Source organism: Streptomyces sp. NPDC058955 (genome assembly GCF_042741435.1).
GTDB lineage: Bacteria > Actinomycetota > Actinomycetes > Streptomycetales > Streptomycetaceae > Streptomyces.
In genome coordinates, this window is record NZ_JBHYKM010000006.1 from 16,491 (window position 1) to 32,022 (window position 15,532).

Annotated in this window: 13 protein-coding genes; 4 read left to right on the forward strand and 9 right to left on the reverse strand. The window is 74.2% G+C overall.

Features of this window, described 5'->3' with window-relative positions:
* Positions 1–125 precede the first annotated feature (125 nt).
* From ACFW1I_RS04360 to ACFW1I_RS04375, 4 genes are all read left to right on the forward strand, one after another.
* Complete coding sequence (locus ACFW1I_RS04360; RefSeq protein WP_384665928.1) at positions 126–1,865, forward strand: VanW family protein; 1,740 nt, start codon at positions 126–128, stop codon at positions 1,863–1,865.
* A 96-nt stretch (positions 1,866–1,961) separates the two neighbouring features.
* Positions 1,962–2,999, forward strand: a complete 1,038-nt coding sequence (locus ACFW1I_RS04365; RefSeq protein ID WP_384665930.1) for a serine hydrolase domain-containing protein — start codon at positions 1,962–1,964, stop codon at positions 2,997–2,999.
* A 39-nt stretch (positions 3,000–3,038) separates the two neighbouring features.
* Positions 3,039–3,581 (forward strand): hypothetical protein, encoded by a 543-nt coding sequence (locus ACFW1I_RS04370; RefSeq protein ID WP_384665932.1) that lies wholly within the window; start codon positions 3,039–3,041, stop codon positions 3,579–3,581.
* Between the two features lie 89 nt (positions 3,582–3,670).
* Entirely contained in the window at positions 3,671–5,116 is a 1,446-nt protein-coding gene (locus ACFW1I_RS04375) for a glyceraldehyde-3-phosphate dehydrogenase (RefSeq protein ID WP_351852471.1), read from the forward strand.
* 79 nt (positions 5,117–5,195) lie between these two features.
* Here ACFW1I_RS04375 and ACFW1I_RS04380 read toward each other — a convergent pair whose 3' ends face one another.
* The 9 genes from ACFW1I_RS04380 to ACFW1I_RS04420 form a co-directional block, all read right to left on the reverse strand.
* Positions 5,196–5,912 (reverse strand): GntR family transcriptional regulator, encoded by a 717-nt coding sequence (locus tag ACFW1I_RS04380; RefSeq protein WP_384665934.1) that lies wholly within the window; start codon positions 5,910–5,912, stop codon positions 5,196–5,198.
* A gap of 49 nt (positions 5,913–5,961) precedes the next feature.
* Complete coding sequence (locus ACFW1I_RS04385; RefSeq protein WP_384665936.1) at positions 5,962–6,900, reverse strand: ornithine cyclodeaminase family protein; 939 nt, start codon at positions 6,898–6,900, stop codon at positions 5,962–5,964.
* Complete coding sequence (locus ACFW1I_RS04390; RefSeq protein ID WP_384666127.1) at positions 6,897–7,952, reverse strand: proline racemase family protein; 1,056 nt, start codon at positions 7,950–7,952, stop codon at positions 6,897–6,899. Before ACFW1I_RS04390 ends, ACFW1I_RS04385 begins: the two co-directional genes overlap by 4 nt.
* Positions 7,940–8,944: a proline racemase family protein gene (locus ACFW1I_RS04395; RefSeq protein ID WP_384665938.1), complete on the reverse strand. Its 1,005-nt coding sequence runs from the start codon at positions 8,942–8,944 to the stop codon at positions 7,940–7,942. The genes ACFW1I_RS04390 and ACFW1I_RS04395 overlap by 13 nt, the downstream gene beginning before the upstream one ends.
* Positions 8,945–8,964: 20 nt before the next feature.
* The gene (locus ACFW1I_RS04400; protein ID WP_384665940.1) at positions 8,965–9,864 is read right to left on the reverse strand and encodes a dihydrodipicolinate synthase family protein; all 900 of its coding nucleotides are present in this window, start codon (positions 9,862–9,864) and stop codon (positions 8,965–8,967) included.
* 84 nt (positions 9,865–9,948) lie between these two features.
* Complete coding sequence (locus ACFW1I_RS04405; protein WP_384665942.1) at positions 9,949–11,343, reverse strand: NAD(P)/FAD-dependent oxidoreductase; 1,395 nt, start codon at positions 11,341–11,343, stop codon at positions 9,949–9,951.
* Complete coding sequence (locus tag ACFW1I_RS04410; RefSeq protein WP_384665944.1) at positions 11,324–11,641, reverse strand: (2Fe-2S)-binding protein; 318 nt, start codon at positions 11,639–11,641, stop codon at positions 11,324–11,326. The genes ACFW1I_RS04405 and ACFW1I_RS04410 overlap by 20 nt, the downstream gene beginning before the upstream one ends.
* Entirely contained in the window at positions 11,638–12,816 is a 1,179-nt protein-coding gene (locus ACFW1I_RS04415; protein ID WP_384665946.1) for an NAD(P)/FAD-dependent oxidoreductase, read from the reverse strand. Before ACFW1I_RS04415 ends, ACFW1I_RS04410 begins: the two co-directional genes overlap by 4 nt.
* A gap of 70 nt (positions 12,817–12,886) precedes the next feature.
* Entirely contained in the window at positions 12,887–15,259 is a 2,373-nt protein-coding gene (locus ACFW1I_RS04420; RefSeq protein ID WP_384665948.1) for a collagenase, read from the reverse strand.
* Positions 15,260–15,532 lie beyond the last annotated feature (273 nt).

The window sequence follows — 15,532 nt, forward strand, 5'->3', positions numbered from 1 at the left end:
CACCCTCCGTGTCGGTCCCGTTCCGAGGGGTATCGACGCAGGTCAGAGCGGCTTTATGTGCATTTGACACTCTTTCGACGTACCGTCGTGAGGATCCCCTTGTCCCCGACGCCCCGGGAGAGCGTGTGCCCCGCCCCAGGACCGACCATGCCCCGACGCCCGCAGCCGGCGGCCGCCCACGGTGGCGGACGGTCGCGATCGCCACGGGCGTCGTCGCCGTCGCGGCGGGCGGGCTGTACGTGGCCGGTCTGGTGAGCACCGGTGACGACATATCCGCCGGCACCCGGGTCGCCGGGGTGGACATAGGCGGCCTGAGCAAGGCCGAGGCCGCCGAGCGGCTGCGGGCGCAGGCGCCGGCCGCGTGGACCGCACCGATCCCGGTGACCGTCGGCGAGCGGACCGAGAGCGTGGCCCCGGCCGCCGCCGGGCTGTCCGTCGACGCGGAGGCGACCGCCGAGCGGGCCGCCGACCCGTCCAAGGACCCGTTCACCGTCATCGGGCGCCTCTTCTCGTCCGGCGACCGCGAGATCGAGCCGGTCCTCGCCCATGACGCGGCGAAGACCGACGCGGCCGTCGCCGCGCTGGCGAAGCGGAACGACCGGGCCGTCAAGGAGGGCTCCGTCTCCTTCCGGGACGGCGAGGCCGTCGCCACCCGCTCCGTCGCCGGGCAGAAGCTCGACACCGCGAAGGCCGCCGAGGCCCTGCGGGCCGCCTACCCGGCCGCACCCGGCGCCGCCGCCGTGAGCCTGCCGGTGTCGGTGACCCAGCCGAAGCTGGCCGCCGCCGAGGTCACCCGCTTCCTCGACGCGTACGCGAAGCCCGCCGTCTCCGGCCCGGTCACGCTGACCGTCGGCGACCAGAAGCTGCGGATCACCCCGGAGACCCTGGGCGACCACCTGACGGTGAAGAACGACGACGGCCGGCTGACCGGCTCGCTCGACTCCGCCGCGCTGCTGCGCGACCCGGACGTGGCCCGCCCGCTCGCCGCCATGACCGGCGCGCCGGTGGAGGGCACCCTCGGGGTGCGGGACGGCAAGGTCGTCGTCGTGGAGGAGGGCAGGCCGGGCCGCGAGGTGACCGAGAAGTCGCTCGGCGCCGCCGTGGACCCGCTGCTCACCCGGACCGGGGAGGCGGCCCGTACCGCCACCGTGGCCACCAAGGTCACCCAGCCGCAGGTGAGCACCGCCACCCTCGGCTCGCTGGGCATCCAGGAGCAGATGTCCACCTTCACCGTGAACTTCCCCACGGCCCCCTACCGGACGGTGAACATCGGCCGGGCCGCCGAGCTGATCAACGGCTCGCTGGTGCGGCCGGGCGAGGTGTGGAGCTTCAACGAGACGGTGGGCGAGCGCACCGAGGAGAACGGCTTCGTCGACGGCACCATGATCCTCGACGGCCGCTACCAGGAGGCGCCCGGCGGCGGGGTGTCGGCGGTGGCGACCACCGTCTTCAACGCGGTCTTCTTCGCGGGCGTGCAGCCGGTCGAGTACGGCGCGCACTCCTTCTACATCGAGCGCTACCCGGCGGGCCGGGAGGCCACCGTGGCCTGGGGCAGCCTGGACCAGAAGTTCCGCAACGACTCGGGCAAGCCGATCTACATCGCGGCGAGCGCCACGGACTCCTCGGTGACCATCACCTTCTACGGCACCAAGAAGTACGACTCCGTGGAGGCGGTCGCCGGTCCGCGGACCAACATCACCAAGCCGGAGAAGCGCGAGGCCACCGGCGAGAAGTGCGTGCCGCAGGAGCCGCTGGAGGGCTTCGACATCGCCGTCGACCGGGTCTTCAAGAACGGCGGCGAGGAGGTCAAGCGGCAGACCTTCAAGACCCACTACACCCCGCGCGACGAGGTCGTCTGCAACTGACGCCGTCCGGGGCGGAGTGTCCTCCCCGCCGCGCGCGGGCATGCATGCCTGGGTGCGGCCGGTCCGGGCCGCACCTGCCCCCGTGGGAGGTGTGCCGTGGCCGAGTTCGGCGAGGTTCCCCCCTACGCCCGGCTGCTCGCGGGCGCGGTCCGGGACGGGGTGTGCCCGGGGGCCGTCTGGGCGGTCGGCGACGCCGCCGGCACGTGGTCGGCCGGCGCCGTCGGGGTCCTCGACCCGGCGCTTCCGGAGGAGCCGGTGCGTCCGGACACCCTCTTCGACGTGGCCAGCCTCACCAAGATCCTCTCCGTCTGGGCGGTGACCGGCACCCTGGTGGACGCCGGGAAGCTGGACCTGTCGGCGCCGCTCGGCACCTTCTGGCCGGCGGCGGCCGGACGCCCGGTCGGCGCCGTCACCCCGCACCACCTCCTCACCCACACCGCCGGGATGCCGCTCCGGGCCAATCTGCGCTTCCTGTACGGCTCCGACCCGCAGGACGTGCGGGACGGGGTGCTCGCCGAGCCGCTGCGGCACCCGCCGGGCGCGGCCGTCGCGTACACCGACCGGGCGGCGCTGATCCTCGGCTGGCTGGCCGAGCACCTGACGGGCCGGCCGCTCGCCCGCCTCGCCGAGGAGCGCGTGTGGGCGCCGCTCGGCATGCGCGAGACCCGCTGGGGCCCGCTGCCGCCCGATGCCGCGGTCCGCTGCGCGCCCACGGAGTACGACGAGGAGACCGGGCGCCACCTCAGGGGAACAGTCCACGACTTCTCGGCCCGGCTGCTCGGCGGGGCGTGCGGGATCGCCGGCGTCTTCACCACGGCCGGCGACACGGGCCGCTTCCTGCGCGGTGTCCTCGACCCGCCCCCGGGCACCTTCTCCCCGGCCTGGACGGCGGCCTCCCTGCGGGTCGGCACGGGGGACCTCGGTCCGGCGCGCGGCCTGCTCTGGCACCCGGCGCCCGGCACCGCGCCCGCCGACGACGTGTGGGCCCACTTCGGCTTCACCGGGACGGCGATGTGGGTCTCCCCCGCCCGCTCCCGCTGGGCGGTCCTGCTGACCAACCGGCTGTACACGACCCGGGATCCGGCCCCGCTGGCCCGGGTCCGCGAGGCGTTCCGGGCCCGCGCGTTCGGGTGAGCCGCGGGCGTTGTCGGTGCGGGGCCCTACGGTGCTGCCGTGGCCGACTCCTATACGACGCTGTGGACCGACGACCTCTGCCGGGAGCTGAAGCGCTCCGGTCACGAGGGCGTGCGGCTGACGATGCTCTTCGGCGGGCCGTACGGCTCGCTGCCCAGTTTCCTGCGGGCCGGGCTGCGCCCCGGGGACACGGTCTTCCCGGTGCGGGCCCACCGCACCCGGCTCCATGTGCTGGGGGCGATGGAGGTGTCCCGCGTCCTGCCGTACGAGGAGGCGGGGACGGAACTGCACGACGACGACTACAACAAGCTCCTGTACTGGCGGATCCTCAAGACCGGCTTCGTCACCGAGGTGCTGCTCGGTCCGCCGGGCTCCCCGCTCTCCTTCGACACGGTGGTCCCGGGCGACCTCCTGGAGCGGCTGACCTTCACCTCCCGCCGGGGCGAGCGGAACCTGAAGTACGTGGAGGACGGGCGGCTGCTCCGCTCGGTCAGCCTCCAGGGCGTCTACCGGCTGGCGCCGGGCTCGGCGGCGGAGCTGCGGCGGCTGGTCGGGGACCGGTTCGGCGGGCCGGAGGTGTGAGCTGCGGGACATGCGTTCGGGCCCCCTTGTGGGGGTGAAGGACCCCCGGGTTACCATATGAGCGCCGTCTAGCTCGAAAGATAAATCTTGTGACTGTCAATGATGACTCGTTCACCAGCTGGAAGAACCGTGAGGAGATCGCGGAGTCGATGATCCCGATCATCGGGAAGCTGCATCGTGAGCAGGACGTCACCGTCCTCGTTCACAGCCGCTCCCTGGTGAACAAGTCGGTCGTCAGCATCCTCAAGACGCACCGCTTCGCCCGCCAGATCGCCGGCGAGGAGCTCTCGGTCACCGAGACGCTGCCTTTCCTGCAGACGCTCACCACGCTCGACCTCGGCCCCTCGCAGATCGACATCGGCATGCTGGCCGCCGAGTACAAGGCCGACTCGCGCGGCCTGACGGTCGAGGAGTTCACCGCGGAGGCCGTCGCCGGCGCCACGGGTGCCAACAAGATCGAGCGCCGTGACGGCCGGGACGTCGTCCTCTACGGCTTCGGCCGCATCGGCCGCCTCGTCGCCCGCCTCCTCATCGAGAAGGCCGGTTCGGGCAACGGCCTGCGGCTGCGCGCCATCGTCGTGCGCGGTGGCGGCGAGGCCGACCTCGTCAAGCGCGCCTCGCTGCTGCGCCGGGACTCGATCCACGGCCAGTTCCAGGGCACGATCACCGTCGACGAGGCCAACAGCTCCATCGTCGCCAACGGCAACACGATCAAGGTCATCTACGCCAACGACCCCTCCGAGGTCGACTACACGGCGTACGGCATCGAGAACGCCATCCTGATCGACAACACCGGCAAGTGGCGCGACCGCGAGGGCCTGTCGAAGCACCTGCGTCCGGGCATCGACAAGGTCGTCCTGACCGCCCCGGGCAAGGGCGACGTGCCGAACATCGTGCACGGTGTCAACCACGACACGATCAAGCCGGACGAGCAGATCCTCTCCTGCGCCTCCTGCACCACCAACGCCATCGTCCCGCCGCTCAAGGCGATGGACGACGAGTACGGCGTGCTGCGCGGTCACGTGGAGACCGTCCACTCGTTCACGAACGACCAGAACCTGCTGGACAACTACCACAAGGCCGACCGCCGCGGCCGTTCCGCGCCGCTCAACATGGTGATCACCGAGACCGGTGCCGCCTCGGCCGTCGCGAAGGCGCTGCCGGAGCTGAAGGCCCCGATCACGGGCAGCTCGATCCGCGTCCCCGTCCCGGACGTCTCGATCGCCATCCTCAGCCTGCGCCTGGGCCGCGAGACCACCCGCGACGAGGTGCTGGAGTACCTGCGCGACGTCTCGCTGCACTCGCCGCTGAAGCGTCAGATCGACTTCACCACGGCCCCCGACGCCGTCTCGATGGACTTCGTCGGCTCGCGCCACGCGTCCATCGTCGACGCCGGCGCGACCAAGGTCGACGGCGACAACGCGATCCTGTACCTGTGGTACGACAACGAGTTCGGCTACTCCTGCCAGGTCATCCGGGTCGTCCAGCACGTCTCGGGCGTCGAGTACCCGACCTTCCCGGCCCCGGCGGTCTGATCCCCGCCCGCGCCCACGCGAACGGCGCGCCGCACTCCCCCGTGGGGTGCGGCGCGCCGTTCGTCGTGTCCGGGCCGGATCAGCGCTTGCGGACCGAGCGCAGCGCGCCGGCCGCCGGCTCGACCGGCTCGTCCCGGGCCTCCGCCCAGAGCGAGCGGACGTGGCCGAGGTGGCGCATCATGCACGCCTCGGCGCCGGCCCGGTCGCGGGCGATCATCAGGTCGAGCAGTTCGACGTGCTCCTCGGCGGAGGAGACCAGCTTGCCGGCCTCGTCCAGACCGGTCAGCCCGTAGAGACGGGACCGCTTGCGCAGGTCGCCCACGGTCTCCACCAGCCGGTCGTTCCCGCTCAGGCCGAGGAGGGTGAGGTGGAACTGCCGGTCCGCCTCCAGATAGCCGATGAGGTTGTGCTCGCGGGCGTTGACCACGATCTCCTCGGCCAGCGGGCGCAGCGCCTCCAGTTGCTCGGTCGTCGCGGTCTCGGTGACCCGGCCGACCGTCGGCACCTCGATGAGCATGCGCAGCTCGGTGCACTGGTCGAGCTCCCGCTCGCTGACCTCGGTGATCCGGAAGCCCTTGTTGCGGACCGGTTCGACGAGGCCCTCGCGGGCCAGGTCGAGCATGGCCTCGCGCACCGGGGTGGCCGACACGCCGAGCTCGGCCGCCAGGCCCGGGGCCGAGTAGACGGTCCCGGGCTTCAGCTCACCGGCCGTGAGGGCCGCGCGCAGCGCGTGCCCCACCTGGTCGCGAAGCCGCTCCTGGGCCTTGATGAGACTGTGCTGCTTCAGGTCACCCACGCCGTTCCTCCGAGAATCCGCAGGCGACCAGCGTACAATGTCACGTTTCTCAGCCAGGGGCTGCCCGGTGGACCGCGACGGCCACGGCGAGATCCTGCCAGGCCATGCCCACGCTCTTGAAGAGGCGGGGGGCCGGGCCGGGGGCGGGCAGCGCCGGGCCCCGGACGAGGTCGGCGAGGGTGCCGGTGATGTGGCCGGGTCCGATCGCCCCCTCCGCCTCGGGGATCAGCAGGTCACCGGCCTCCCGCAGGGCCGCCGACCGGGCCTCGACCCACACCTCGGAGCGGCGGACCAGGGCGGTGTCGGTCTCGCGGGCGTCCGGCTCGTGCGAGCCGACGGCGACGACCACCGCCCCGGGCGCCACCCGCCGCCCGTCGAAGAGGGGGGTGCGGGCGGTGGTGCAGCAGACCACCAGGTCCGCCTCCGCCACCTCCCCGGCGGTGCCGACGCGGGCCTCGGGCACGCCGATCCCCCGCGCGTACGCGGCCAGCCCCTCGGCCCGCCCCGGGTCGCGGGCCACCACGGTGACGGAGGCGAGCTTCCGCACCGCGAGCAGCGCGTCGACGTGCCCGTACGCCTGCGGTCCCGAGCCGAACACCACCGCCCGCAGCGGCCGCTCCCCCGGCGTGAGGTGACGGACCGCCAGGGCGGAGACGGCCGGGGTGCGCAGCGCGGTGAGGGCGGCGCCGTCGAGCAGGGCGCGGGGCAGGAGGGTGGTCCCGTCGAGGAGGAGGTAGCTCCCGGTGATGCGGGGCAGTCCGAGAGCGGCGTTGCCGGGCGCCACTCCGGCGATCTTCACCCCGGCCCAGCGGCCGGCCGCGGCCGGCATGAGCAGCAGCTCGCCGGCCGGGACGGGGACGGCGGAGCGGGGCGGGCAGGTCTCGGGGTCGAGCCCGTCCCGCAGCACCGCGGCCAGGGCCTCGACGGCGGCGGCCGGGGCGAGCGCCCGGGTGACGGCGCCGCCGTCGAGGTACGGGAGCGCGGTCACAGGAGGAACCCCGCGCCGAGGGTGTCGTCCGGGTCGAGGGTGAAGAGCGCCTCGCCGGTGCGGTGGGCGGTGCCGGTGACCTCGGTGACGAGTCCGCCGGCGGGGTCGCCGCCGGGGAGCACGCGGCCGGTGAAGACGGTGCCGGCGATCGACTCGTGGGTGAGGACCTGACCTTCCTTCAGACGGCCCTCGTCGGCGAGGAGGGCGAGCCGGGTGGAGGTGCCGGAGCCGCACGGCGAGCGGTCGATCTGGCCGTCGGCGAAGACGGTGACGTTCCGCTGGCGCGGCCCTTCGGGGGTGTCGGGCAGGTCCTCGTACAGGATGACGCCGTAGACGCCGGAGAGCAGCGGCCCGTCGGGGTGCCAGGTGGCGGGGTGGCCGGCGAGCGCGGTGCGGATCTCCCGGCCCACCCGGGTGAGCGCGGGCAGGGACGCCCTGTCCACGGTGAGGCCGAGGTCGCGGGCGGAGACGGAGGCGTAGCAGGCGCCGGCGTGGGCGAGGTCGACCTCGACGATGCCGAGGCCGGTGGCGACGGGCACCTTGCGGGCGGTGACCCGGGCGGGCACGTTGCGGAAGGTGACGCCGGTGGTGCGGCCGCCGGACCGGTGGACGGTGGCGGTGACCCGGCCGGACGGCACGTCGATGCGGACGGGCACGTCGCGGTCGCCGGGGCCGGCCGGGACGCGGCCGGTGTCGACGGCCCAGGCGGCGAGGGCGATGGTGCCGTGGCCGCAGGCGGTGGAGAAGCCGTCCTTGTGCCAGAAGAGGACGCCGAGATGGGCGCCGTCGTCGTCGGGCGGGACGACGAACCCGCCGTACATGCCGGCGTGGCCGCGCGGTTCCTGGACGAGGAGGCGGCGCAGCGCGTCCAGGGGGCCGGGGCGGGGGGCGGTGCCGGAGCCGCCGGGGCCGATGGCGGTGGCGCACCGCTCGGCGACGGTGTCGCCGGGGGCGGGCGGCAGTCCGTCGGCGACGATCCGGAAGGGTTCGCCGGCGGTGTGGTAGTCGATGACGCGGACGCCGTCCGCGGGGAGGTCGGTCACAGCAGGAATCCGGCGGGGAAGGGGTCGGTGGGGTCGAGGAAGTACTGGGCGGTGCCGGTGATCCAGGCCCGTCCGGTGACGGTGGGGACGACCGCGGGCCGGCCGCCGACGGTGGTCTCGGCGACGAGCCGGCCGGTGAACTCGGTGCCGATGAAGGACTCGTTGACGAAGTCGGTGTCGAGCGCGAGCTGTCCGCGGGCGTGCAGCTGGGCCATCCGGGCGCTGGTGCCGGTGCCGCACGGGGAGCGGTCGAACCAGCCGGGGTGGATGGCCATGGCGTGCCGGGAGCGGGTGGCGTCGGAGCCGGGGGCGGCGAGGTAGACGTGCTTGACGCCGGCGACGGCCGGGTCCTCGGGGTGGACGGGCCGGTCGTCGCCCGCGTTGATCGCGTCCATGATCGCCAGTCCGGCGGTGATCAGTTCCTGTTTGTGGGCGCGGTCGAAGGGGAGGCCGAGGGCGTCGAGTTCGACGAAGGCGTAGAAGTTGCCGCCGTAGGCGAGGTCGTAGGTGACGGTGCCGAAGCCGGGGACCTCGGTCTTGAGGTCGAGGCCGACGCTGAAGGCGGGGACGTTGGTGAGGGTGACGGAGCGGGCGGCGCCGTCCTCGACGCGGACGTCGACGGAGACGAGTCCGGCCGGGGTGTCGAGGCGGACGGTGGTGACCGGTTCGGTGACCGGGACCATGCCGGTCTCGACGAGGACGGTGGCGACGCCGATGGTGCCGTGGCCGCACATCGGGAGCAGGCCGGAGACCTCGACGAAGAGGACTCCGTAGTCGGCGTCGGGGCGGGTGGCGGGCTGGAGGATGGCCCCGCTCATGGCGGCGTGGCCGCGCGGTTCGTACATGAGCAGGGTGCGCAGGTCGTCGCGGTGCTCGATGAAGTGGAGGCGCTTCTCGGCCATGGTGGCGCCGGGGATCACCCCCACTCCGCCGGTGATCACCCGGGTGGGCATGCCCTCGGTGTGGGAGTCCACCGCGTGGTAGACGTGTCGGGTGCGCATGGGCTGTCTTCCCCCTGGGATCAGCGGAGTCCTTCGGCGAGGACCTTCTCGGTGGCGGCGCGGACGGCGGTTCCGGCGGGGCCGGTGAGCGGCAGGCGCGGCGGGCGGGTGGGGCCGCCGGGGCGGCCGGCGAGGTCCATGGAGAGCTTGATGGCCTGGACGAACTCGGTCTTGGAGTCCCAGCGGTAGAGGGGGTGCAGCGCCTTGTAGAGCGGCAGCGCGGTGGCGAGGTCGCCGTCGACGGCGGCCCGGTAGAGGGTGGCGGCGGACTCGGGCAGGGCGTTGGGGTAGCCGGCGATCCAGCCGACGGCGCCGGCGATGGCCAGTTCCAGGAGGACGTCGTCGGCGCCGATGAGGAGGTCGAGTCCGGGGGCGAGTTCGGCGATCTCGTAGGCGCGGCGGACGTCGCCGCTGAACTCCTTGACGGCGACGATGTTCCCGTCGGCGTGGAGGCGGGCGAGGAGCGCCGGGGTGAGGTCGACCTTGGTGTCGATGGGGTTGTTGTAGGCGACGATCGGCAGCCCGGCGCGGGCGACCTCGGCGTAGTGGGCGCGGACGGCCTCCTCGTCGGCGCGGTAGGCGTTGGGCGGCAGGAGGAGGACGGATCCCGCGCCGGCCTCGGCGGCCTGCTCGGCCCAACGGCGGGACTCGGCGGAGCCGTAGGCGGCGACGCCGGGCATGACGCGGGAGCCGTCGCCGGCGGCCTCGACGGCGGTGCGGACGACCGCGGCGCGCTCGGCGTCGGTGAGGGTCTGGTACTCACCCAGCGAGCCGTTGGGGACGACGCCGTCGCAGCCGTTGTCGATCAGCCAGCGGACGTGGGCGGCGTAGGCGTCGAGGTCGACGGAGAGGTCCTCGCGCAGCGGCAGGGTGGTGGCGACCATGATGCCGTGCCAGGGGCGGGTGCGGGTGTCGTTCATGGTGACGTACTCCTTTGTAGTGTGTGACATTTTACTAAGGGGTGTGCGGCGGCCACAAGAGCGCGGTCACCACGGAAAAGGGGGTCAGTCGGCGGGGAGCTCGGCGAGCTCCCCGAGGCGCACGGGGCAGGCCAGCGGGCGCCGGTCGGCGACGGGTTCGCCGCCGGTCAGGGCGGCCACGGCGGGGCCGCACATCCGGCCCTGGCACCAGCCCATCCCGGCGCGGGTCAGCAGCTTGACCGTGCGCGCGTCGGTGGCGCCCAGCTCCTCCACCGCCTCGCGGACGCGCCCCGCGGGGACCTCCTCGCAGCGGCACACGGCGGTCTCCTCGCGGAGCCAGCCGGTCCAGCCGGCACCGGGCCGGTGGGCGGCGCCCATGGCGTCGGCGAAGGCCCGCAGCCGCGCGCGGCGCCGGGCGAGGGCCGCCGGGACGGCCCGCCCGGCGATCGAGTGGGCCGCGATCTCACCCTCGGTGAGGGCGAGTTGGGCGCCGCCGACGCCGCCGGTCTCGCCCGCCGCCCAGACGCCGGGCACGGAGGTGCGCAGGCCGGGGGTGAGGACGAGGGCGGCGGTGCCGTCGGCGGCGGTGCGGGTGGCGCAGCCGAGCGCGGTGGCGAGGGAGAGTTCGGGGACCAGGCCGTGGCCGACGGCGAGCGCGTCGCAGGGGATGCGCCGCCCGGTGCCGGGCAGGGGCCGCCAGTCGCGGTCGAGCCGGGCGACGGTCACCGCCTCGACCCGGTCGGTGCCGTGCGCCTCGACGACGGCGTGCCGGAGCAGCGGGCGGACCTGGTGGCGGACCAACGCGCCTCCGTAGAGGGCGCCTTCGGCGAGCTTGGCCGGGTTGCGCAGCAGGGTGCCGGTGTGGCGGGCGTACGGCCCGTATCCGGCGGCCTCGACGACGGCCGGGACGCGGGCCCCGGCGGCGGCCAGCGAGGCGGCGACGGCGAGCAGCAGCGGACCGCTGCCCGCGACGACCACGCGGCGGCCGGGCAGCACGAGCCCGCTCTTGAGCATGGCCTGGGCCCCTCCGGCGCCGACGACGCCGGGCAGGGTCCAGCCGGGGAAGGGGAGCTGGCGCTCGTACGCCCCGGTGGCGAGCAGCACGGCGCGGGCGCGTACGGGCTCCGCGGCGGCGTCGTCGGTCCGGGCGTGGACGGTCCAGTCGGTGCCGGAACCGGTGACGCTCCACACCTGATGGTCCGCCAGGCACCGGACGCGGCCCGCCCGTTCGTACGCCCGCAGCTCGGCCTCGCGGCCGGCGAAGGCGTCCCAGTCGTGGTGCAGGGCCTGGGGGCGGGTGGCGCCGAGGGCGGGGTCGGGGTGGCGGTAGTACTGGCCGCCGGGGCGGGCGCCCGCGTCGAGCAGGGTGACGGCGAGGCCGAGCGCGGCGGCGGTGACGGCGGCGGCGAGCCCGGCGGGTCCGGCGCCGACGATCGCGAGGTCGGCGGGCGCGGCGGGGTCAGACGGCGAGGTCGTCATGGCCGGTTCCCTCCTGGGTGGTGACGAGGCCGCCGGGGCGGGCCGGGACGAGGCAGGCGCGGCGGTTCGGGGTGCCGTCGACGGTGACGAGGCAGTCGAAGCACTGGCCGATGCCGCAGAAGGCGCCGCGCGGTTCGCCGCCGTGTCGGGTGGTGCGCCAGGCGAGGACGCCCGCGCCCCAGAGGGCGGCGGCGACGGTCTGTCCGGCGGCGGCCGGGATCTCCCGCCCGTCGAAGCGGAAGGTGAAGGTCTCCTGCGGCGCGCCTCCGACGAGGGCGCGCGGGGTGCGGCGGCTCAACTCTGCTGCTCCTGCGGGGGGATCGGGTCTGCGGTGCCGAAGTCGCGCTCGGGGCGGAACGGCGCCGGGTCGAGCGGGGGCGCGGCGCCGGTGAGGGCGGCGGCGACGAGGACGCCGGTGGCGGGGGCGAGGCCGATGCCCGCCCCCTCGTGGCCGCAGGCGTGGTGGAGGCCCGGGACGCGCGGGTCGGCGCCGATCGCCGGGAGGTGGTCCGGGAGGTAGGGGCGGAAGCCGTGGTAGGCGCGGAGCACCCGCACGTCGGCGAGGACCGGGAAGAGCGCGGCGGCCTGGGCGGCGAGCCGGCGGAGCGCCTCGGTGGAGAGCGCCCGGTCGAAGCCGACGCGTTCGCGGGTGGCGCCGACGAGGACGGGCCCGCCGGGGGTGCCCTCGACGACGGCGGAGGACTGGAGGGCGGCGGAGCCGCTGGCCACGTCGGCGATGTAGTCGGCGGCGTAGACCTTGTGCCGGACGATCCGCGGGAGGGGCTCGGTGACGAGGACGAAGCCGCGGCGGGGCAGCACGGGCAGGTGGACGCCGGCGAGCCGGGCGACTTCGCCGCCCCAGGTGCCGGCGGCGTTGACGACGGCGGGGGCGAGGAGTTCGCGGCGGGCGGTGCGCACGCCCCGGACGGCTCCGGCCGGGTCGCGGAGGACCGCGGTGACCCGCTCGCCGAGGTGGAGCGCGGCGCCGGAGGCGGCGAGCAGCCGGGCGGCGGCCTGGGCGGGCTGGACCTGGGCGTCCTGCGGGTAGTGGAAGCCGCCGGCGAGGCCGGGGGCGAGGTGGGGTTCGAGGTCGGCGAGCCGGTCGGCGGGGATCTCGGCGGCGTCGACGCCGGCCGCCCGCTGGCCCTCCGCGAAGGCGCGGAGGGCCTTGAGGGCGGACTCGTCGGGCGCCACGACGAGCCCGCCCTTGGGCTCGTACTCGGTCTCCGGCGGGAGTGTGGCGGAGAGTTCGCGCCAGAGTCTCGTGGACAGCAGCGCGAGGTCGAGCTCGGGGCCCGCCTCCTTGTCGGAGACGAGCAGGTTGCCTTCCCCGGCACCGGTGGTGCCGCCCGCGACGGGACCGCGGTCGACCACGGCGACGGTGAGTCCGGAGCGTGTGGCGTAGTAGGCGCATGCGGCGCCGACGACGCCGGCTCCGATGATCACGACGTCCGGGGAGTGTCTCTTGGGCACGGCAGTAATATGTCACATTCTTCTTGCGGTGCCCAGGGCCTTCCGGCACCTGGGCACGGTGGAGGTGCGGTCAGCCGCGCAGCGGGCCTTCGCAGCGGAAGGCCGACGTGCCCGCGACCCGGGTGGACCAGATCTCGACCGGCCCGAAGCTGCAGTTCATGTCGGCCAGATTGTTCAGCGCCGCGCCCGCGCGGTCGAGGATGAAGTAGTCGACCGTCTCGGACATGTCCTTGAAGTTCTGGTCGTCGCTGTCGGCGTTCGCCAGGTTCGCGGTGATCCGGCCGGTGCAGACGAAGCGGCGCTTGCCGGGCTCGCCGTTCTCGACGCAGTCCGGGTTGTTGTACGTGGCGTTGGCGAAGGCCGTCCTCACCCCGGCGACGGTCGAGTACGTGAGCTGCGCGTCGGGGGTGAACGTGGTGTCGGGGACGAACAGCTCGTCGACCTTGGCGATCTGCGCGTCCAGGAAGCGGTCGTACGCCTGCTGGAGTCCGGCGTCCGAGCTCAGCCGCTCCCGCCAGGCGTCGTAGCCGGCGACGTCGTCGGCGCGCAGGCGGGTGTACATCTCGCGGATCAGCGAGGGGCGCTCGGTCCACAGGAACTCGAAGAAGGTGCCCGCGTAGTTGTAGAAGCGGAAGCCGTCTCCGTCGTAGGTGGCGTGCAGGATCTGCCGGAGGTTCATGCGGGGGCCGCCGCCGGCGGTGTCGTTGATGATGCCGCGGACCAGGGACTTGCGGACGGCGATGCCGTCGTCGCGGGTGGCGCCGTCGAAGAACTCGGCGGTGCCCTCGTCCATGAAGGTGGTGCGGTCGCCCTGGTACCAGGGGCCCTGGCCGAAGAAGCCGGGGACGGCGAAGCGGCCGTTGAGGTAGTGCGTGTACTCGTGGCGGAACAGCTCTTCGAGGGTGAGCGAGGAGTCCTGCGGGACGCGGCGCTGGTAGGTGTAGAAGGTGGCGCCGTTCTCGATGTAGATGCCGCCGTTGTTCGTGTCGTACCCGGTCAGGATCGGGTGGTAGTTCTCGTAGTCGGCCCGCGAGCCGTACAGGACGATGTTCAGGGTGGTGTTGGGGTCGCCGGCCAGCGGCTGCTCGCTGCCGACCACCCGGTGGAACTGCGCCTTGACCTGCTTGCTCGCGTAGTAGAGCTGGTCGACGGTGGCCCGGTCGAGACCGGTGCGGACCTTGAGGGCGGCGCCGGTCCCGGTGTCGTAGGTGTAGGAGTACGGGAAGATCCGGGCCTCGATGTCGGCCTTGCAGACGCCGTACGGCGCGCAGGCCTCGTAGAAGTTCAGCCAGGAGACGATCTTGGCCCAGGGCTGGCTGCCGGAGCCCCAGGCGGTCTCCACCGGGCCGATCAGGGCGCCGAGGTCGGCGACGATGCCGTCCCGCAGGCCGGCGACCTCGCCGAAGCGGCCGTACTCGCTGAGCGCGTCGCGCACGACCCAGGCGTTGGCGGTGCCCTTGAGGTGGGTGTGGCCGGCGAACGCCTTGAAGGCGGCGCGGTAGGCCGGGTCGGCGGCGACGGCGGCGTGGAAGGCGGCGTCCTGGTTGCCGGAGTAGATGCCCAGGTAGTTGACGGAGAGCGCGGAGAGCGCGGCGCCGGCCCAGGTCGGGTCCTGGTTCGTGGCGGGGTGCGCCGCGTCCATGGTGGCGAGCACCTTGGTGATGAGGCCGAGCTGGTGCTGGCGCAGGCCGGGGGCGCTGCCGATGTAGAGGGCCTCGCGGAGGGTGCGGGCGTTGGACGCGGTGACGTCGAAGGTGCGGGCGGCGGAGCCGAAGGCCGCGATGGCGCGGCGGACCGCGTCGACGGTCGGGGCGTCGGTGATGTCGATCTCGGAGCGCGAGAAGTCGTGGTAGGCGACCGCGTGGAGATAGGTGAACATCTCCTCCAGGTGGGAGGAGTTGCGGCCGTCATGGGCGGCGGCCAGGCCGGATATGCGCTGGGCGACGGCCTGCACGTGGGCGTCGGACATGACCCGGGCGAGGCGCGCGTCCCAGGTCCAGATCAGGCCCCTCAGACAGCCGTCGGCGGTGACGGCGGGGTCGGCGAGGAAGTCCGCGAAGGCGCTCGGGGAGAGGCCCGCGATGCCGTCGAGGGTGCACGGGACGCCGGCCACGAGGGTGGTCGCGGCGGGGGCGGCCTGCTGCTCGGCCGCGCCCTTGGCGCTCTTCTCGGCCCGGCCGGGGACGCGGGCCCGGGTGTCGCCGGTGCCGCCGGGGGCGGGGGCCGGGGCGGGCTTGGCCGTCCGGGCGTTGGCGAATCGTTCCACCTCGTCGAAGGGGTTCGGCTCGGCGGCGGGCGCGAAGGCGCCGGCCAGGGCGGAACCGGCGGCACGCGGCGCGGGCGCCTCGGCGGCCTGGGTCGCGGCCTGGCCGGCGGAGGCCACCAGGGTCACCGCGATCGCGGTGGCGAGGAGGGAGGAGCGCGCGATTCTGTGCTGGGACACGAGGTCTCCTGGATGGGGGTGGGGATGAGGGGGGTTGCGCGGCCGATCAGCCGAACCTGAACGCGAGTTGACGGAGAGACGACCGTCCGCCGCAGAGCTGTAACATAGTAATGTGAAATTGCACTGACAACCCCCGTGCAGGGGTCAGTTGCGACGGCCGGGGGGGGGCGGGGGCCCCCGGGGGGGGGGGGGGGGGGGCCCCGGCCCCGCCAGCGGGGGCGCACCCGGCGGGCCAGGGCGGGGGGTGCGGTGGGGGGCCGCCCCCCGCGCCCG